This window comes from Parasaccharibacter sp. TMW2.1882 (genome assembly GCF_023337635.1).
Classification (GTDB): Bacteria; Pseudomonadota; Alphaproteobacteria; order Acetobacterales; family Acetobacteraceae; genus Bombella; species Bombella apis.
The window spans coordinates 23,334-43,605 of the sequence record NZ_NWUT01000004.1; the positions used below are offsets into that span (position 1 = coordinate 23,334).

The following is a 20,272-nucleotide window of genomic DNA, read 5'->3' on the forward strand; positions in this document are numbered from 1 at the left end:
TGCCCAAACAGGATGATAGATACAATCTTCTTTACCATTTTGAAAAAACCAGCGCAGAAGAGTCGATTTTGGTAGAAATCACGAGGATGGAACCGATATACAACGCCGGTATGTTCTTCCCGGACTGGGGCCGTGCCTTCTGCCCGGGGCGTAAAATCATGCCCGGGCCCGGACAGGGACCCGGGCATTATCGGTTCGCATAACCGCTCTGGGCCTTCAGCAGGCAACGGGGTGGACAAAGAGATGAGAGACACATGCCTGAAGTCATGTTTGCCGGCCCGGATGGGCGGCTCGAAGGCCATTACCATCATTCTGAAGACCCCAACGCCCCTCTCGCCCTGATCATCCATCCACATCCGCTGCATGGCGGGACGATGAACAACCGCATCGCCTACACCATGTACCGCCGTTTCCAGACCATGGGCTTTTCTGTCCTGCGCTACAACTCCCGTGGGGTTGGCCGCTCCCAGGGGCGGTATGATGGTGGAATCGGGGAAATCTCCGACGCCGCCGCTGCGCTGGACTGGATGCAGATGATCAACCCCAACTCCTCGGAGCTGTGGATCGCCGGTTATTCCTTCGGTGCCTTCGTGGGGATGCAGCTGCTCATGCGTCGGCCAGAAATCCGTGGCTGGATCAGCGTCGCTCCTCCGGCTGACGATTACGATTTCAACTTCCTCGCTCCCTGCCCGTGCAGCGGCCTGATGATCGCCGGTGGAAAGGACAGCATGGCCCCCGAGCCTGTCATCCGCAAGCTGGTGGACAAGCTGAACACGCAGAAGAATGTCACGGTGGATTACCGTGTTTTCCCCGAGGCCGATCATATCTTCTCCCAGCAGGCAGAACTGATTGCCGATGCGCTGGAGGACCACGTGACGACCCGCCAGCGGAATCTCTTCGCCCCTGAAGACGCCATGATCCAGCCTGCGGCAGAGGCCGTGGGCTAAGCCCGCTCCGCCCCGACAGGACAGCCATCAGGAAAGATGCCCTTCATGACCGATACATCACTTAAAAGCCCATTCCTGCGGGAAGCCCAGGCCCGTGGGATGATCTTCCAGTGCACCGATTTCGAGGCGCTGGACGAGCTGATGCTGGCAGGTCCCGTTACGGCCTATATCGGTTTTGACCCCACGGCAGACTCCCTGCATGTGGGCAATGCCATGTCGATCATGATGCTGCGGCTGCTCCAGAAGCACGGGCACAACCCCATCGCCCTGATTGGCGGCGGCACGGCAAAGATCGGTGATCCCTCCTTCCGTGATGAGGCCCGCTCCCTGATGACGGACGAGACCATCACCCACAATCTTGCCGGGCTGCGGGCCTCTCTGGGACAGTTTCTGGATTTTGAGGATGGGGCGTGCCGTCTCGTCAACAATGCGGACTGGCTGGACAGGCTCTCCTACATCAGCCTGCTTCAGGATGTCGGGGTGCAGTTCTCCGTCAGCCGGATGCTTTCCTTCGAAAGCGTGAAGCAGCGGCTGGACCGGGAACAGGGACTGACTTTCCTTGAATTCAACTATTCCATCCTTCAGGCGTTCGACTTCCGGGAGCTGTACCGCCGCCACGGGGCCATTCTCCAGATGGGCGGGTCCGACCAGTGGGGCAACATCGTCTCCGGCATCGACCTGGCCCGCCGCACGGATGGGGCACGCCTGTTCGGGCTGACAACGCCGCTTGTCACCACCTCCTCCGGGGCCAAGATGGGCAAGTCCGCCAACGGAGCCGTGTGGGTCCGCAAAGAGCGGCGGCCTGTCTTCGATTACTGGCAGTTCTGGCGCAACACCGAGGATGCCGACGTGGGCCGCTTCCTGAAGATGTTCACGGACCTGTCCGTGGAGGAATGTGAACGCCTCGGTGCGCTGGAAGGGGCAGAGATCAACGAGGCCAAGAAGATTCTGGCCACCGAGGCCACGGCCATCTGCCACGGCCGTGAAGCCGCCGAGGAAGCTGCCGAAACCGCCCGCAAGGTGTTCGAGCAGGGCAGCGTCCAGGCCGCCCTGCCGGAAGTTGCCGTGCCCGCCAGCCTGTTTGCCGAGGGTGTGCCTGCCTTCAGGCTCTTTGCAGAGGCCGGACTGGCCGCCAGCGGTGGCGAGGCCCGCCGCCTTATCCGTGGCGGTGGTGCCCGGCTGAATGACGTCGTCATCAAGGATGAGAACCAGACCGTCACCCCCGCCGACCTGACGGACGGCACGCTGAAACTGTCCTCCGGCAAGAAGAAGCACATCCTCATCCGGGTTGGGTAACCGCACACCACGCCGTCAGGGAGGGAAAGCAGCGCCCTCTCTGGCAGCGTGACATGCCGCAACACCTCTGGACAAAACTGACGGTATGTGATCCGCTTATCCCTCATTCTTAATGTAGGGTTAATGCTGTGAATCCGACTGAAATTTACGATGCTCTCTCGGACCTCACCTCTCAGCCCTACGATGCCAGCGCATTTCCCTACGAGTTTGCCCTTGCTACGGATGCCGCAAAAGCAACCGTGGACAGGCTTCGCAAGGGGGCAACGAACCGTTCCGACCTCTCCGGCGGGGTTCTGCTGAGCCGCCGGTTCCATTTTGCCCCAGCCGGAGAGACGGAGCAGGCGACGGTTGATGCCGTTCTGGACCAGCTAAAAGCCTCCACCCGCAACAAACAGGCGAAACCGGCCATCCTCCTCACGACGGACGGTACCATGCTGGCCGCTTTCCATCCTGCCAGCGGGGAGAGCCTCCATTGTCCGCTGAATGAAATGGCCAAACATTTCGGCTTCTTCCTCCCTGCTGCCGGCAAAGAACGTTACCGTGCCGTGGAGGAAAACCCCGTTGACGTGCAGGCAACGGGCAAGCTGGCCAGACTGTATGATGCCCTCATCCGGCATAACCCGGAATGGAAGGACCCCAGCCACACGCACATCATGAACCAGTTCATGATGCGGCTGATCTTCTGCCTGTTCTCCGAGGATGTCGGCATCTTCCCCAAAGACCAGTTCAGCCGCCTCGTACTGGATTATGGCGGGAAAAAAGGTGAGGCCCTGCATACGGTCCTTCAGGCAGGGTTTGAGGCCATGAACCTGCCAAAGGACGAACGCAGCCACCAGCCAGACTGGACGGCCCCGCTGGAATACGTCAATGGCGGGCTGTTTGCTGGTGACATCGCCATACCGACCTTTGATGTCACGGCCTTCCGCTACCTGAAGGATGCCTGTGCGCTGGACTGGAAGGACATCAACCCCGACATTTTCGGCTCCATGATCCAGTCCGTGGCGGATACGGGCATCCGGGCCGAACTGGGGATGCATTACACATCCGTCCCCAATATCCGCAAAGTCATCGACCCCCTTTTTCTGGATGGTCTACGCAGCGATATCCAGAAGGACTGGGACAAACCCGCTGCCCTACAGAAGCTCCTGCACAAGCTCGGGCATATCCATGTTTTTGACCCTGCCTGCGGCTCCGGGAACTTTCTTGTCGTTGCCTATCGCCAGCTGCGGGAACTGGAAATGACCATCCTGCAACGGCTGGCGGCGCTGAACGGCAATGACACGATGGAGCTGTTTTCTGCCATCCCGATTGCCAATTTTCACGGCATAGAATGTGCCGATTTTGCTGCAGAAACGGCCAAGCTGGCACTGTTCATTGCGGAATATCAGGCCAATGCTCTCTTTGCAGAGCGTTTTGGCCGGGCCATCGCCCCCCTGCCGCTGCGGGAGGCCGCCCATATTGTCTGCGGCAATGCGCTGCGGCTCGACTGGGATATGGTCTGCCCGCCACCGGAGGATGGTGAGCTGGTGTACATCATCGGCAATCCGCCTTTTCTGGGTTCAACATACCAGAAGGTAGAACAGAAAAAGGATATGGCCATCACCTTCTCCGGCTCCGTGAAAAACTATAAGGGGCTGGATTATGTGGCGGCGTGGTTCTTCAAAACCGCCCACTATATTCAGGGACGTCAGGCGGAAGCGGCTCTGGTCTCCACCAACTCGCTCTGCCAGGGGCAGGCCGTCAATGCCCTCTGGCCCGACCTGTTGGGGGAAGCTTTGGAGATCAGCTTCGCCCATACCTCCTTCAAATGGCGCAACAATGCCAGCCATAATGCTGCTGTCATCTGCATCATTGTCGGGCTGCGCAACCGCCCGGACCCCAAAACCATCGCAACACCAAAACGGCTCTTCACCGGAGAGACAGAGCATCAGGCGCAGAACATCAATGCCTATCTGCTGGATGCCCCAGACGTGTACATTGAAAAAGCCAGCAAAAGCCTTTTCAATCTGCCTGAAATGTTACGAGGCAATCAACCCACCGATAACGGCCATCTCATCCTCTCACCAGACGAAAAAGTCCAGCTCCTGCAACAGGCCCCACAGGCTGAGCCCTTCATCCGGCATTTCATGGGTTCCAAAGAGGCCATCAACAACCTTGAACGTTATTGCCTCTGGATTGATGATACAGAGCTGGAACAGGCAAGGCAGATTCCACCAATTGCCGAACGCATAAAGGCTACATATGCAGCCCGTCTTGCCATGAAAGACGCCCGCAACAACCAGAAACTGCTGGACCGGCCTTGGCAATTCAGGGAGCATGACGCCCCACAAAACCACGCCTACCTCGTCCCCAGTGTCAGCTCGGAACGCCGTCCCTATCTTCCGGCCATCCGGGTCAAATCTGACACAATTTCCTCCAACCTCAACTTCGTCCTCTATGACGCCCCGGAATGGTGCTTTGCCCTGCTGGTTTCCCGCCTCCATCTGGCATGGGCAGCTTCAGTCTGCGGCAAGCTGAAAACAGACTTCCGCTACTCCAACACGCTCGGCTGGCACACCTTCCCCGTGCCTGCCCTCACGGAGGCAGACAAAGAGGCCCTGAAGCAGTCCGGGCGGGCGATCATGCGGGTACGGGCGTACTACTTCGACAAAAATCTGGCCGAACTGTACGACCCGGACAAAATGCCTGCCGATCTCCGGGAGGCCCATCGGGCCAATGATGCCCTGCTGGAGGGGCTGTACAACAAGGGCCAGCCCTTCACCAACGATACGCAACGGCTGGAGCATCTCTTCCGCCGCTATGCTACCCATGTGGCACAAAGCCGGAAGAAACAGACCGTCCGCAAAAAACGTTCCACGACAAAGAATCAGGAGGGCTGACCCGATGGCAAACATGCTCACCATGACCTATGGCCACAGCAAGGCAGGTACCAACGCACAGGGGATGCGCCCCATGCAGGAGCGTGTCTACAATGTCCGGCAGGCCCAGCATATCCTCCTCAAGGCCCCGCCTGCCGCCGGGAAAAGCCGTGCCCTCATGTTCGTGGCATTGGACAAGATGCGCCACCAGCATGTGAAAAAGACCATCATCTGTGTGCCGGAAACCTCCATCGGCGGCTCCTTCCGCAGCACATCCCTCCCCGGTTTTGAATGTGACTGGGTGGTGGAAGACCGCTGGAATCTCTGCCTCGACAGTGACGAAAGCTCCCCCCGCAAGGTGCGGGCTTTTCAGGATTTCATGAAGGATGACACGGCACAGGTGCTGGTCTGCACCCATGCCACTTTCCGCTTCGGGTATGATGCCATTGCCGCACAGGATGATGTGGCCTGTTTTGATTCCTGCTTCATCGCCGTGGATGAGTTTCATCATGTCTCGGCTGATGACAATAACCGCCTCGGCTTTATCCTGAGGGAGCTGCTGAACCGGGACCGCTGCCACCTCATGGCGATGACGGGCAGTTACTTCCGGGGGGATTCCATCCCCGTTCTCCGCCCGGAGGATGAGACCCGCTTCACCCCCATCACCTACAGCTATTATGAGCAGCTGGAGGGTTATGAGTTCCTCAAGACGCTGGGCATCTCCTACGAGTTCTATAAAGGGACCTACATCAACGGGCTGAAGGATGTTCTGGACCCCACACGCAAGACCATCATCCATATTCCGCACCGTGGATCATCCGAGGCCTTTGGTGACAAATATGATGAGGTCGGGCAGATCATCGACCTCATCGGCACGGTTGAAAGGCGGGACCCGGAAACCGGCTTCGACATCATCCGCCGGCCTGATGGCCAACTCATCAAACTGGCTGACCTTGTGGATGATGGCCCCAACCGGGACCTCATCAAGGCCAGCCTTGCCAGAACCATCACCGGACCGGATGGCAAACGGGATGACGAAGCCGACCGGGCCAAGGTGGACATCATCATCGCCCTCGGCATGGCCAAGGAAGGGTTCGACTGGGTCTGGTGCGAACATGCCCTGACCATCGGCTACCGTTCCTCCCTCACGGAGATCGTCCAGATCATCGGCCGGGCCACACGGGACGCCCCCGCCAAAACACGGGCTGTCTTCACCAATCTGGTTGCCGAGCCGGGGGTGGAGACGCAAATCGTGCAGGATGCCGTGAATGACATGCTCAAAGCCATTTCCGGCTCCCTGCTGATGGAACAGGTGCTTGCACCGAACTTCAAGTTCTACAGGCGGGAAGACGGCGATATCCGTGCTCCTGTCAGCACGGATGCACAGGGGCATGTCACCATTGGCATCCACAACCTTGATGAACCGCCGACCCAGCGTGCCCGTGACATCTGCGAAAGGGACATGAACGACCTTGTCGCCACCACCCATCAACATATGTCCAGCCGTGCCCTGAACCCCGGCACGGCCCCCGAGGTCCTCAACCAGCCCATGCTGACCGGCATCATCGAGAAACGCTACCCTGATCTGACAGAGGATGAAACGGAATCTGTCCGGCAGCAGCTTTCCGCCCGCATCAATCTTTCCACACTGGCCCGGCAGACCCTTCAGGAAACGGATACACCCCCAGCACCACCCCACGGGAGCGGGTCTTCATCCGGGGCGGGCACCCCTCCCACCACAGAGACCACAGAGGAAGACAAGACGGCCAGCGCCCCCAACACGTTGCTCAGCCTCGTCCAACGACTCATCAACGTAAAAGAACTCGATATTGAGCTGATCGACAGCGTCAACTGCTTCCGGGAACGGTTTGAAATCATCTCCCGCGACATGGACGCCCCCCTGCTGGCACAGATCAAGACCGCCTTCACCGCCCAGCGTTACCCCATGGCGACTGAGGAGGCCATTGCCCTCTGGCCCCGCATCAAGGCTTTTCGTGACCAGGAAGGCCGTATGCCAGACAGCCATTCACCCGATGAGCTGGAGCAGCGTCTGGCCATGGCTCTGGTTCATCTTGCCAGAGAAAAAGCCAGGACTCTCCGCCAGCAGCAACAGGGCTGACCTGATGAAACGTCTCACGCTGAACGATATTTTTACAGAAGATGATGAACTCGGCCTGCTTCCGGTTGATACCTCCTCAGCCCGCACAGGGCAGACCAACCGCAGGACAGGACTGGACCTTCTGAAGGAAGCAGAACGTTTTGTCGAAAACAATGGCAGACTTCCCAGGCACACGGCTGAAAATCACGAAGAAATGTGCCTCTCTGCCGCACTTGATCGTCTGGCCCAGAACCCTTCCCCGGCCATAAAGAAAGCTGACAGGCTGGGGCTGCTTGCCAGACCAAACCTGCCATCATCCCCCCCTCTGCCCGACTGGCGGGATGAGCAGGCCTTCACAGACATCCCCCACACACTGAAAGATATTCTCGATGATGATGATCTGGAGATGGATACCAGCATCTTCAGCCTCCGCCACTCCAGCCCCGCCGCAGAACGGGCCGTGCCGGAGCATCAGGCCACCATCACGCCCTGCGCCAATTTTCAGGATTATGAGGCCCTGTTCGAGACCGTACAGCAGGAGATAACCAACGGCCTCCGTACGGCAAGGCGTGTGAGAAAGAATCAGATTCTTGAACCTGCAGAAGGCGATTTCTTCATCCGCAACGGTTTGATCGCCTATGTCGCCGAGAAGTACGAAAAGACCTATCGCCATGGCGACAGAGAGCATCGCCTGCGCATCATCTTCTCCAATGGGACGGAAAGCGACCCGCTCATGTCGTCCTTCCGTAAATCCCTGACAGAGGACAAAACGGCCCGGTTCATCTCCCGCATCGGCCTTGGGCCCCTCGCCGGGAGCGAGACCGTGGCCAACGCCACCGGTACCATTTACGTTGCCCGCTCCCTCTCCGAAGTTCCATCAATCCGTAAATTGCGGGGAAAACTTTACAAGATCGGCGTCACAAGTGGTGACGTTCGCCGCCGGGTCGCTGATGCCCGCAATGACCCCACCTTTCTCATGGCCCCTGTGGAGATTGTAGCCACCTATACGCTGGTCAATCTTTCCCATCGCAAGGTGGAAGACTGCCTGCACCGCTTTTTTGCCCCCTCACGGGCAATACTTCACGTCCGGGACCGACTGGGAAAACAGATCTACCCGAAGGAATGGTTCCTGCTCCCCGCCGAACTGGTCGGCCAGGCAGCCCACCTCCTCCAGAAGGGCACCCTCCACCTCCATACGTATGATCCCCATCAACAGGCCATCATCCGCAAGGAGGCGTCTTCCTGACACCCTTATAGTGGGACATGCTCCAGCACCCAGTCCACCTTCTGCTGGCGTCTGGACGCTTTGGCGGCCCTGCCCCCGGCTTCAGTTGCCTCTTCCTCAGCAGGCGGCAGGGGACGGCCAGGGCAGGACTGGACGACAATCTGGGCTGTCTGTTCCGGCACGCCCCGTCCCATGTAAAGATCATCCTCCAGCATGATCACCCCGCCTGTCTGACGGAAACGCCACAGCTCTGAGGGCGCATGAAGCAGGATATCATCATCCTCCCGCTCCACACGGACATCGGGATGGATGTGGAACCGCAGCATGAAAGACACATCCCGCTCCCCCTCCACCGTTTCACTGCCACGCAGCTCCTCCCCGGATGGTTCCAGAAACAGGGAACGGGACCAGAGGACACCGTAGGACGGGTAGTACCCATTATGCGACAGATGGAGTTCCTGAACACGACCCTGCCGTTTCTGTTCGCAGCGTACCTGTGAGGGACGGCGGGTCACGTGGCCATCATTCCCGAAATCGGACGAGGATTCACCATCCACGACCAGAATCGTATGCGCTGCCGAACTGCGCAGGGCCCGCCGCCAAGGGCCGCCCTCCGCTGCCCCACAATTGACGAACAGACGCTGCCGGTCGTGGGAGAACTCAAAAGACAATGTACCGGCATGGGCCATACCATCCATCCCCTGCGGCGGTGGTGCGGCGGCATCCACCAGCAGCAGGGCCCTTCCGGCTGTCAGGCGGGCAAAACCGCCCCGGCTCAGGCTGGAGGCCACTACCTTGTATCGCTCTGCCTGCTCCAGCAGAGCCTGCACGGCTTTCGCACCACGCTCCTGCGACCCATTGAACAGGGCCAGCCCCCCATCCCCATGGCAGAAGGCCCGCAACACGGCACAGGCCCGCCCCAGCATCACCGGGACACAGTCCGGCGGCATCCACTGCAACGTGGTGAACATGCCCTGAATGGCTGTCAGCTCCTGCACGCAACGATACTGGGCCTCCGGGCTGCGCTCGGCCACAATGCCCTCATCACCCAGCAGGCGCTTCAGCTCCAGCGGCAGCTGCTGCTCAAACCGTTTGAAGAACCCATCATAATACGGCACGGCCATATAGACGGCCAGCAAGCCCCGCAGAACAGCCAGCCCTTCCCACCCCATGGGAGGCAGAGGCAGCATGGCCGAAAGACGACGGGCCTCCTTCACGGCGGCATCCAGCACCAGCTGCTGCGTCCCTTCCGTAGCCGTGGAAAGGCAGAACTCATAATGCCCCAGCCAATTGGCCAGCCGCCGCCCCATCACGCTGCTTTCCCGGGCGACAGGATCAGCCGGGGGGCGGTCTGCCCATGATGCCACCATGGAGCGCGCCAGAAGCCGGGCTCCATTCGTGCCAAAGGTCCGCAGGTCCTTCAGCCAGTCAAACCCATAGAACCAGCGCCGGACATCCTCCGGCCAGCTATTGCTCTGCCAGACCCCCCGCAGGGGCAAGCTGTAGGTTTTCTGGGCAAAACGGAACACCCCCCCCGTCAGCAGGGCGCCCTGGTCCACATCGCCCTCTTCCCTGTCCTGATAGAGACAGACAGGGCTTGTCCCCTCATGCTGCCGCTGGGGCAGGGAGACGAGCAGCAACCGGAAATACCGCCTGAAGGACCTAAACAACCATCATTCCCCTGATGGGGCCAGTGTGGCAGGCTTGGCCGCCGCACGCAGGCCCCGGATCGCTGCCGCCCGGTCATCCCTGCCGAAAATGGCTGAACCAGCCACCAGCATGGTTGCTCCGGCTTCTGTCACCAGTGGGGTGGTGGTCTCATCAATACCACCATCCACACCCAACACGATGTCACGGCCGCTCTGCCGGATCATCCCGGCAAGGGTCCGTATCTTGGCCAACTGGCCATGCAGGAATTTCTGCCCTCCGAAACCAGGATTGACCGTCATGACCAGAATGATGTCCACCATGTCCATGACCTCGGAGAGAGCCTCCGGCGGCGTGGCAGGGCAGATGGCCACACCTGCCTTGCAACCCAGCGCATGGATGCTCTGGAGAGTACGGTGAAGATGGGCATTCCCCTCCACATGCACGGTGATGTGGTCCACTCCCGCTTCTGCCATGGCAGCCAGATAGGGATCTGCCGGCTCGATCATCAGGTGGGCATCAAAGCGCGCCCTGCTGTGAGGGCGCAGCGCCTTGATGACGGGCATACCAAAGGAAATGTTCGGAACAAAATGCCCATCCATGACATCAAGATGCAGCCATGGTGCCTCCGCCACACTGCCCATTTCATGACGCAGATTGGAGAAATCGGCGGCAAGCAGGCTCGGTGCGATGATGGGCATGTAACCTCTCTCTGAAAACTGAAGATGCATATTTTCATCCGATATTGGCAGAATAAGGCTTTTTTACAAGAGAAGCCCATTTTGCGCCGGTACATGGCCATTCATCTGTACAGAGATGACAGAAAATGGACACGATCTGCCTTCTCTGCTAACAGGGGGCAATGTTCCGAGGGGTGCCTTCACCATACAAGGCTGAGAGGATGGGTCCGGCCCATCCAACCCTTTGAACCTGATCCGGTTCGTACCGGCGAAGGGACAGGAAAACAGCACGGAACGGGATGTCCCCGTCATCTCCCCTGAACTGACGCCTGCACAGCGAACCTTCACCATCGTGCTCCGAAGGCGAAGATTCCATGCGCTTATTTTTTTCCAGCCACAAAAAGGCCCCTCTCTTTCTGCTCCTGTGCAGCCCCGGCTTGGCACTGGCAGACTCAGGAAAACCGACTCATCCGTCGGCGGCACACCACCACCCGGCCCAACAGCCTTCCCATGCCAGACCGGCCAAAGCCGTACAGGCCAAAAAGGTGGAATACATCACTACCCGGGCGGCCCCGGAAACCGTGCAGCGGGGCGGCGGGCTGATCCAGCCCCAGCATGGCACGCAATCCATCAGCGAGGTGGGCCGGAGCTACATGGACATACAGGCGCCTACGGCCTCGGCCTTCCAGCTCGTGTCCGTCCTGCCGGGTGCCAATGTCATGACATCCGACCCCTTCGGCATCTCGCCCAACACCAACATCAGCGTCCGCGGCCTGAACGGTGATGCCCTGGGCTACGTGCTGGAGGGCATGCCGCTCAACGATGTTGCCTCCTATGGCGGGTACCCCAACCAGTTCGCCGATACGGAGAATTACAGCAAGGTCGGTCTCCAGCAGGGGTCAGCCGATCTGGATAGCCCGGTTCTCAACGCCGCCGGTGGGCTGATGAAGCTCTCTTTCCTCGACCCGTCCCTGAAGCCCGGTGGGCTGGCCTCCTTCTCCTATGGGTCCTTCAATACAAGACGGGGGTTCATCCGGCTGGAAACGGGTGAGATAGGCCATAGCGGCGTGAGAGGCTTTGTCTCCTACTCCAACACACATGCGGATAACTGGCGCAGTGGCGGCTATGATACCCGCCAGCATATTGATTTCCGGCTGCTCAAAGAATGGGGGCAAGGCAATCAGGCGGGCATTCTGGGGTCATGGAACAGGGCCAATACCAGCTATTATCCCTTCACCTCCCTTGAGGACTGGAAAACCTACGGCACCCATAGCGGCAAACTGACCCAGCATTTCGAGCCCGGCGAGAACAGCACCAGTTACTGGCGCCTCTCCCGCGACCCGGAGGAAACGCTTTATGTCGGTGCGCCGGTACATCTGCATTTCAGCCAGCGTCTGTCCTTCGACATCACGCCCTATGCCCAGCGTGCCTATGGCAACTTCCCCTCCGGCTCTACACTCTCCAGCACGGGGAACTATTACGGCACCCAGCCCGTCACCTCCCTGCCCGTGACGGACGGCCAGACCGTACGGGCGGATTACACCCAGCGCAGCTACCGCTCTGGCGTGAACATGGCCCTCCATGCCCGTTACAAATGGAACGACTTCGTCATGGGCTACTGGTACGACTATTCAGACGACAACGAACCACAGCCCTTCACGGCCGTCGGAAATGACGGCTCTGCCGCCAGCATCTGGGCTGACAGGAAACGCAGCCGCATCCTCATGCCGGATGGCAACCCCTATCTGGCCGGGGGCTTCCACACCATGTCCCAGACCAACGCCCTCTATGTGGGAGACCACATCTCCCTGATGCAGGACAGGCTGGTGATGGACATCGGCTTCAAGGAGGTCATGATGCACCGCTGGGGAACCAACGACGTACCCGGCCCGCAGCGCAACATCTCCAGCAACAGGCAGGAACCCCTGCCCCGTTTCGGAATGCGCTGGAACGTCACGAGGAAGGACCAGCTCTTCCTCAACGTGAACACCAACTTCCGGGCACCGGCCATCTCCACCTATTACAACAGCTATGCCGGTGTGGATGCCAATGGCGTGCCCAACGGCACCATCAGCCGCACCGGGACCAACCGCCTGAAGAATGAATATTCCGTCTCCGAGGAATTCGGCTACCGCCGCACGGGAGACTGGCTGACGGCCAGCCTGACCTTCTTCAACTATAATTTCCGCAACCGGCAGGTACAGACCGGGGAAGCGAGCAACCCCAACATCACCACGACCATCAATGCCGGGAAACAGACCTCCCGCGGTGTGGATGTGGAGCTCGGTACACGCCCATGGCACCATATCAGCCCCTATGCGTCCTTCGAGTATCTCCATGCCACCATCGACAACAACATCGCCGCCGGGAGCGACATCCTGCCCACAGCGGGCAAAACAGCCGTCCGCAGCCCCCATTTTCAGGCAGGAGCAGGCCTGCGCTATGATGACGGGCACTTCTTCAGCATGATCTCCATGCATTACATGAGCCATCAATATTCCACCTTCATGAATGACGAGCGCATCCCTGCCATCATGACAGCCGACCTGACCCTTGGTTACCGCTTCAACAATGCGGGTTTCCTGCACCAGCCCACCCTGCGGCTGAACCTGAGCAACATCAGCAACCAGCGTTATCTCTCGGGCATCAACTCCACCACCCTGAATGCCCATGACACGACCGGCCTTCATGGCGGGCGGGTCAGCGGCTCGGCTCCGGGGTATTACATCGGGGCACCCTTCGCCGCCCTTGCCAGCCTGACAGCCGGGTTCTGAGCATGTCGGCACGCCCCCTTGGTCTGGAAAGCGGTTACAATGGCTGCGTCTGGCCTCCCCTGACAGACGGTGACGTCACGGCCCTTCTGCCACGCTGGGGTGTCCGGCCCGCCCGGAATCCTCTCCTCTGGCACAGCCGCCGCCCCTTCTCCGCCTCGGCCATCGTGGCACTGGAAGACGGGGGACGGCTGTTCCTCAAACGCCATGGACGTGCCCTGCGCTCTGTGGAAACACTGACGGAAGAACACCGCTTCGCCAGCCATCTGGCAAAGCGGGGCCTGCCAGCCGCCGCCCCACTGCCCATGCTGGATGGCCGGACCGCCCTGGCCACGCCCGAGCATACCTACGAAGCCTTCCCCCTTTACACGGAGCAGGACGCCTATCGGGGGCTGGACTCATGGCGGCCCTATCACGACACGGCACAGGCGGCTTCCAGCGGAACACTTCTGGCACGGCTGCATCAGGCCAGCGAGGGCCATCAGGCCCCACCACGCCATGACCCACCCCTCATTTCCGCCCGGCATCCCCTGCTGGGCGACAGACTGGCGGACAGCCTGATCCCGTGGATCACCCGACAGGAAGGGCTGACAGACACATATCCCCTCTCATCGCTGCAACGGGATGTCCTGCCCCTTCTGGTCCCGTTCCATGAAGCCCTGCTCCCCCTGCTGCCAGAAGACCGCCCCCTCTGGGGGCATGGGGACTGGCACGGGGCCAACCTCCTCTGGCACAGGGAGAGTAATGGGCTCGTGGCTGCCCGTGCCTTCGATTTCGGCATGTGTGACCTGACCAGTGCCAGCTTCGACCTCGCCGTGGCCATGGAACGCAGCTTCATCAGCTGGCTGGCCCCGGATGGCTGCCCGACCGTGCATGAGGAGCAGCTGAGGGCCTTCCTGCACGCCTATGATGTCCAGCGGCCCCGCAGCCCTGCCGAGAAACGCCTCACCGCCTGCTGGCTGCCCCTCTGCCACGTCACCTTTGCCCTTTCAGAGGTTGCCTATTACGGCCATGTCCTCGGCAACAGGAACGCCGCCGACATATCCCGGCGGGACTACCTCATCGGCCATGCACGCTGGTTCCAGACGGAGCGTGGCCGGGCCCTGCTGGCCATGCTGGAAAGAGACTGACCCATGACGGAACTGATCGCCGCACTGCTCAGTGCCTCCGGCGTCTGGCTGACAGCACAACGCCTCATGATGGGCTGGCCCATCTCCCTGCTGGCAACGCTCTTCTATGGCACGGTATTCTTCCAGGCCCATCTCTATGCAGACACGGTGCTGCAAGGTGTCTTCAGCATCGCCATCCTCTATGGCTGGGCCTTGTGGGCACGAGAAAAACAGGCCGGAGGGAACCTCCGCCACGATAGGCCATCCAGCCCGGCAGATGACCTGCCCGCCCGCCCTCTCGCCTTCAACCGGGCCATATTGGAGACGGGCTTCTTCCTGATTCTCTCCATTCTCTGGATTCTGGCCCTGCAACGCTGGAGTGACGACCCAACTCCTCTTCTGGATGGAGGGCTGAGCGGAGCCAGCCTGCTTGCCCAGCTCTGGACAGCCCGGCGCCACCGTGTGAGCTGGCTGCTCTGGTCCGGCATTGACGTGATCTATACGGGCCTGTTCATCAACCGCTCTCTCACCATCACGGCCCTGCTCTATGCCGGCTATACCGGCCTCGGCCTCTACGGCTACTGGAAGTGGAAACGCTGACCCCCCGAAACAGGCAGGACCGTTCCTACTGGTTCATCCGATCCAGCTCTTCCGGCGTGAGACGCTGGATGCGGACGGGTTTCCCGCTGGAATCATAATAGACGATGGCAGCCCCACGGCGTTCGCCATAGCCATCTGGCTGACCACTTTTCTTGCGGAACAGCAGGCGGTTCCGCTCGGGCTGCACGGTCACCTCATCACCCCGGGGAACAAAATGAAACATGCTATAATCGGCATGTACCCTGGGCAGGGACGAGCCGGGCATCGGCTTTCTGACAACCGAATCAGCCTCATCAGCCTGCGCAGGAGCCAGTCCGGCCACGCCCATCAGCATCATGCCAGTTCCTGCCAGCAGGCCAGCCTGTTTCATAAAACGCATATGCCGTCTCCCCTCGGCCCGACCCCTTACAGATGGCCGGGTGGTGTGTTTGATGTCCCCTGGCTTTTGCGGCTCCAGCCGCCACCCAGGGCACGATACAGCGTTACCATGTTCTGAAACCGTGCCGCCTCGACCATGATGCGGGTCTGCTGGGCCTGATAGAGCTGGCGCTCCTGCACCAGCGTGGTCAGGTAACTGTCGATGCCAGCATGATAGCGCATCCGGGCGAGATCGTAAGCCCGCTGGGCCTGTGTTTCCAGCACGATCATATGACTGTCCTGCCGACGGTATGTCTCCCGTGCTGTCAACGCATCGGACACTTCCCGGAAGGCCGACTGGATGGCCTTCTGATATTCGGCAATGCCCTGCTTCAGCTTGGCCTTGGCCGTCCGCAGGTTCCCTTCATTGACACCCCATGTCAGCAGCGGGATGCTGATATTGGGGGAGACGCCCCATGTCTCGGCCAGATGGCTGAACAGGCGGCGGAACTGGAGAGAACTGGTCCCCTCGCTCGCCGTCAGCGTCACACGGGGATAGAAAGCGGCCCGGGCCGCCCCGACAGAGGCATGGGCTCCCAGCAGGCTGTGCTCGGCCGCCATAATGTCGGGCCGCTGCTGCAACAGGTCGGACGGCAGACCGGCTGGCAGGTCGGAAATCATCGTCTGCCGGCCCATCGGGAGGGGCGGCGGCAGGTCTGCAGGCAGGGGCGTGCCGACGAGCAGCTGCAACGCATGTTCGTCATCCGCCACAGCCCTTGTTTCCTTCTCCTCGTCAGAACGGGCCTGCTCCAGCTCGGTCGCACTCTGGGCCAAGGTCAGGGCATCCAGCTCGCCATGATCATATTCCAGCTTGTTGAGACGCCATGTATCCGCCCTCGTGCGGGCTGTACGGTGGGCGAGGTCCAGCAGACGCCGATCCGCCAGCCACTGGATGTAGGTGCTTGCCACCTGTGAGACGGTGGTGATCCACAGGTTCCGCAGATTCTCGACCGTGCCCAGCGTCTGTTCCTTCTGGGCCTGGCTCAGGTTGCGGATGCGTCCCCAGAGGTCGATCTCATAGGACGAAAATCCGATGGACGTCTGATAGAAACGCAGTGTGGACACCGATGTGCCAGACCCCGGTGCGAAGGCGAACCCGGCCGTATCGGACGGCCCCACATACTGTGCACCACCCCCGACTGAAATGGTCGGGAACAGGGCGGCATTCTGCACCTGATACTGCCCCTGTTCGGCCGCCACGGCGGCCATCTGGGCAGCAAGGTCCCGGTTGTTGGCAAGGGACAGACCAATAAGGGCCTTCAGCCGTGGATCGGTGAAGAAATCTTCCCAACCAAGATCGGACACCTGCTGATGGGCGGGCTGGCCCGGCCTGATCTCTGCATCGGCCGGGTAGGTCTGCGAGACGGCCGCATCCGGCCGATGATATTTCGGAGACAGGTTGCAGGAAGTCAGCAGCAGGCTGCCCAGCCCCATCATCCCTGCAAGAACGGCCCTGTTCCTGCCGTGCTGCTTCATGGTCATGCGTGATCTCCTTCCTGCCCTGCATGAGGCTGTTCCGAAAGCCGCCTGACCCTGAAGAGACGCAGCACAACCACAAAGAACAGCGGCACGAAATAGATGGCCAGAATGGTAGCGGTAAGCATACCGCCTACCACACAGGTCCCGATCGCCACACGGGAGGCTGCACCGGCACCCGTGGCAATAGCCAGTGGGAACACACCGCAGACGAAAGCTATGGAGGTCATCAGAATGGGACGCAGACGCTCCTGCCCGGCCTTCATGACAGCATCTTCCAGCGTGTCGCCCTGCTCATAAAAGGCCTTGGCGAATTCCACGATCAGGATCGCATTCTTCACGGCCAGCCCCACGGTTGTCAGAAGCCCGACCTGGAAATAGACGTCATTGCTCAGCCCACGCCAGAGTGTCGAACCGATGGCCCCCAGCACGCCCAGCGGCAGCACGAGCAGCACGGCAAACGGGATGGCCCAGCTCTCATACAGGGCAGCCAGACAGAGCAGGATCACAATGGCCGCCAGCGCATAAAGCGGCCCCGTAGCGTTGCCGGACGCCAGCTGCTCAAAGGTCAGGCCCGTCCATTCATGCCCCACTCCCGGCGGCAGGGTCTTGATGATCTTCTCGATTTCCTCCACCGCACGGCCGGAACTGACCCCAACGGCAGGCACACCCTGAATCTCATAGGAATTCAGGCCATTATAGTTTTCCACCTTCTGCGCACCGAGAATCCAGTGACCCGTGGCAAACGCATTGAAGGGTACCATGTCCCCCAGATTGTTGCGGACATACCAGCGGTTCAGATCCTCTGGCGTCATGCGGGAGAAAGGCTCACCCTGGATATAGACCTGCTTTACACGGTCATTGCGGGTGAACTGGTTGACGTAAATCGAGCCGAAGGCCCCCTGGATCGTCGTGTTGAGCTCCGCATTGCTGATGCCCTGTGCATTGGCCTTCTCACGGTTGAGGTCCAATACAAACTGGGGGGCATCTTCCAGCCCCATCGGGCGCACAGCGGACAGAAGCGGATTTTTGGACGCCGCTGCCAAAAGCTTGTTCCGGGCGGCAAGGAAGGCCTGATGACCGATATGGCCGTTATCTTCCAGCTCCAGATCGAACCCGGTGGCATTACCGAGTTCCATCACCGCAGGGGGATTCAGGGCGTAAATCTGCGCTGCCGGATCCCCCCAGAAATGCCCCATGATTCTGTTGGCAATGGCCATGCTGGAATGTGCATAACCAGGCCGCTTGTCCCACGGTTTCAGCCTGATGAAGAACGCACCGGCATTCTGCCCCTGCCCGGCGAAGCTGAAGCCATTCATGGTGAAGACGGATTCCACATCCCGGCCATAGGTCTTCAGCACGTATTCGGTGATGCGGTGGTTGACGGCTCCCATCTGCGCATCGGTTGCCCCGGCAGGCATGCTGACCTGCCCGAAAATGAGGGCCTGATCCTCGTCTGGCAGGAAGCCCGTTGGCACCTTCATGAACAGGAAGCCCACCAGCCCTGTCAGGGCCAGGAAAACGATCATGGCAGGGGTGCGGAAATGCAACATGCGGCGCACGCCACTGACATACCGTTTCGTCAGCCAGTCGAACCGCTCATTGAACCAGACTGCCGGACGGAAATGGACCTCATGTTTCATGGGTTTGAGCATGGTGGCACAAAGAGCCGGCGTCATGACCATGGCCACCAGAACGGACAGCCACATGGCCGCCACCACCGTGATGGAGAACTGACGGTAAATCACCCCGGTGGACCCGCCAAAGGCGGCCATGGGCAGAAACACCGCACTGAGGACCAGAACGATACCCACCAGCGCTCCAGAAATCTCATCCATGGATTCACGGGCGGCGTCCCGTGGGGAAAGGCCCTTTTCGCTCATCACACGTTCGACATTTTCCACCACCACGATGGCATCATCCACCAGCAGCCCCACAGCCAGCACCATGGCCAGCATGGTCAACGTGTTGATGCTATAACCCAGCACCGACAGGATGCCGAACGTTCCCAGCAGCACCACCGGAACAGCGATGGTAGGGATCAGGGTCGCCCGGAAATTCTGGAGGAAGACAAGCATCACGATGAAGACCAGCGCAATGGCCTCCAGCAGTGTCTCGATCACCTCCTCGATGGAGTGGGTAATGAACGGTGCCGTATCCAGCGGGTAGACGACCTTCAACCCCTTGGGAAAGAACTGCGACAGCTGGGCAATCTTCGCCCGGACGGCATCTTCCGTCACAAGCTGGTTGGCACCGGGGGCCAGCTTCAGGGCCATGGCCGTGGCCGGCTTGTTGTTGTAACGGGACGTGAAATTGTAGCTCTGTGCCCCCAGCTCAACGTGCCCGATATCTCTCATGCGGACCTGGCTGCCATCCTGCTGGACCTTCAGCAGCATGTTGCTGAACTGTTCCGGTTCCGTCAGGCGGACAGGGCCGATGATGTTGGCATCAAGCCCGATCCCCTTGCGGGCAGGCAGGCCACCCAGCTCACCGGATGCCACCTGGATGTTCTGGCTCTGGATGGCACTCTGCACGTCACTCACGGTCAGGCCATATTTGTACAGCTTGTCCGGGTCCATCCAGATGCGCATGGCATATTCGGACCCGAAAAGCGTATGATCCCCCACACCGGAAATGCGGGACAGCGGGTCCATCACGTTGGACGCCACGTAATCCGAAATGTCCTTCCCGTTCATGCTCCCGTCAGTGGAGATGAAGCCGATGACGAGCATGAAGTTCTTGGCTGCCTTGGTGACACTCAGCCCCTGGCTGACCACCTCGGGCGGCAGACGGGGCTGGGCAAGCTGGAGCTTGTTCTGCACCTGCACTTGGGCGATGTCGGGATTCGTCCCCTGCTCGAAGGTCAGGTCGATCTCCATATGGCCGCTGCCATAGGACTGGGCAGACAGATACTCCAGATGGTCCAGACCAGACATCTGCTGGAGGATGGGCCGTACCACCGTGTTGTTGACTGTATCGGCCGAGGCACCGGGATCATCCACACTGACAGCAATCTGCGGCGGAGCAATGGTGGGATATTGGGCGATTGGCATCTGTGTGATGGACACACCACCCACAAGCATGATGATCAGCCCGACCACCCAGGCAAAGATGGGGCGGTCGATAAAGAAACGTGACAGTGACATGG

General features: G+C 60.1%; 13 protein-coding genes and 1 riboswitch. Of the genes, 8 read left to right on the plus strand and 5 right to left on the minus strand.

All coding sequences use genetic code 11. The features are described 5' to 3' along the window. The first annotated feature begins 254 nt into the window (after positions 1–254). The 5 genes from CO583_RS08950 to CO583_RS08970 all read left to right on the plus strand — a co-directional run bounded on the left by CO583_RS08950 (position 255) and on the right by CO583_RS08970 (position 8,445). A complete protein-coding gene (locus CO583_RS08950; RefSeq protein ID WP_043559620.1) occupies positions 255–947 on the plus strand; it encodes an alpha/beta hydrolase in 693 nt (230 codons plus the stop codon). 45 nt (positions 948–992) lie between these two features. Continuing rightward, positions 993–2,243, plus strand: a complete 1,251-nt coding sequence (tyrS, locus tag CO583_RS08955) for a tyrosine--tRNA ligase (RefSeq protein WP_043559705.1) — start codon at positions 993–995, stop codon at positions 2,241–2,243. Between the two features lie 128 nt (positions 2,244–2,371). Next, positions 2,372–5,122 (plus strand): DNA methyltransferase, encoded by a 2,751-nt coding sequence (locus CO583_RS08960; protein ID WP_249103371.1) that lies wholly within the window; start codon positions 2,372–2,374, stop codon positions 5,120–5,122. Between the two features lie 4 nt (positions 5,123–5,126). Beyond that, positions 5,127–7,220 (plus strand): DEAD/DEAH box helicase, encoded by a 2,094-nt coding sequence (locus CO583_RS08965; protein WP_249103373.1) that lies wholly within the window; start codon positions 5,127–5,129, stop codon positions 7,218–7,220. A gap of 4 nt (positions 7,221–7,224) precedes the next feature. Beyond that, positions 7,225–8,445: a GIY-YIG nuclease family protein gene (locus CO583_RS08970; protein ID WP_081562567.1), complete on the plus strand. Its 1,221-nt coding sequence runs from the start codon at positions 7,225–7,227 to the stop codon at positions 8,443–8,445. Positions 8,446–8,450: 5 nt separating this feature from the next. Here the strand turns inward: CO583_RS08970 and CO583_RS08975 are convergent, their stop codons facing one another. Together CO583_RS08975 and rpe are read right to left on the minus strand one after the other, a co-directional pair. Then, a complete protein-coding gene (locus tag CO583_RS08975; protein WP_052349005.1) occupies positions 8,451–10,094 on the minus strand; it encodes a heparinase II/III family protein in 1,644 nt (547 codons plus the stop codon). A gap of 3 nt (positions 10,095–10,097) precedes the next feature. Then, complete coding sequence (rpe, locus tag CO583_RS08980; RefSeq protein WP_081847690.1) at positions 10,098–10,772, minus strand: ribulose-phosphate 3-epimerase; 675 nt, start codon at positions 10,770–10,772, stop codon at positions 10,098–10,100. Between the two features lie 159 nt (positions 10,773–10,931). Beyond that, positions 10,932–11,046, plus strand: a riboswitch (TPP riboswitch). A 250-nt stretch (positions 11,047–11,296) separates the two neighbouring features. Between rpe and CO583_RS08985 the strand changes: the two genes are divergently transcribed. Genes CO583_RS08985 through pnuC form a run of 3 tightly spaced genes read left to right on the plus strand, consistent with a single transcriptional unit; the run spans position 11,297 to position 15,231 of the window. After that, positions 11,297–13,525: a TonB-dependent receptor domain-containing protein gene (locus CO583_RS08985; protein ID WP_249103374.1), complete on the plus strand. Its 2,229-nt coding sequence runs from the start codon at positions 11,297–11,299 to the stop codon at positions 13,523–13,525. A gap of 2 nt (positions 13,526–13,527) precedes the next feature. Further along, positions 13,528–14,652, plus strand: coding sequence for a phosphotransferase enzyme family protein (locus CO583_RS08990; protein WP_248630866.1), 1,125 nt, complete (start codon positions 13,528–13,530; stop codon positions 14,650–14,652). Positions 14,653–14,655: 3 nt separating this feature from the next. Then, on the plus strand, positions 14,656–15,231 hold the full coding sequence (gene pnuC / locus CO583_RS08995; RefSeq protein WP_248630867.1) for a nicotinamide riboside transporter PnuC: 576 nt from the start codon (positions 14,656–14,658) through the stop codon (positions 15,229–15,231). 25 nt (positions 15,232–15,256) lie between these two features. On the opposite strand, the gene CO583_RS09000 is transcribed toward pnuC, so the two are convergent. The 3 genes from CO583_RS09000 to CO583_RS09010 are packed head-to-tail and all read right to left on the minus strand — an operon-like array spanning position 15,257 to position 20,270. Next, a complete protein-coding gene (locus CO583_RS09000) occupies positions 15,257–15,610 on the minus strand; it encodes a hypothetical protein (RefSeq protein WP_052349007.1) in 354 nt (117 codons plus the stop codon). Between the two features lie 26 nt (positions 15,611–15,636). Then, a complete protein-coding gene (locus tag CO583_RS09005) occupies positions 15,637–17,124 on the minus strand; it encodes an efflux transporter outer membrane subunit (protein WP_143539876.1) in 1,488 nt (495 codons plus the stop codon). Positions 17,125–17,126: 2 nt separating this feature from the next. Beyond that, a complete protein-coding gene (locus CO583_RS09010) occupies positions 17,127–20,270 on the minus strand; it encodes an efflux RND transporter permease subunit (protein WP_043559643.1) in 3,144 nt (1,047 codons plus the stop codon). Positions 20,271–20,272: the final 2 nt, after the last annotated feature.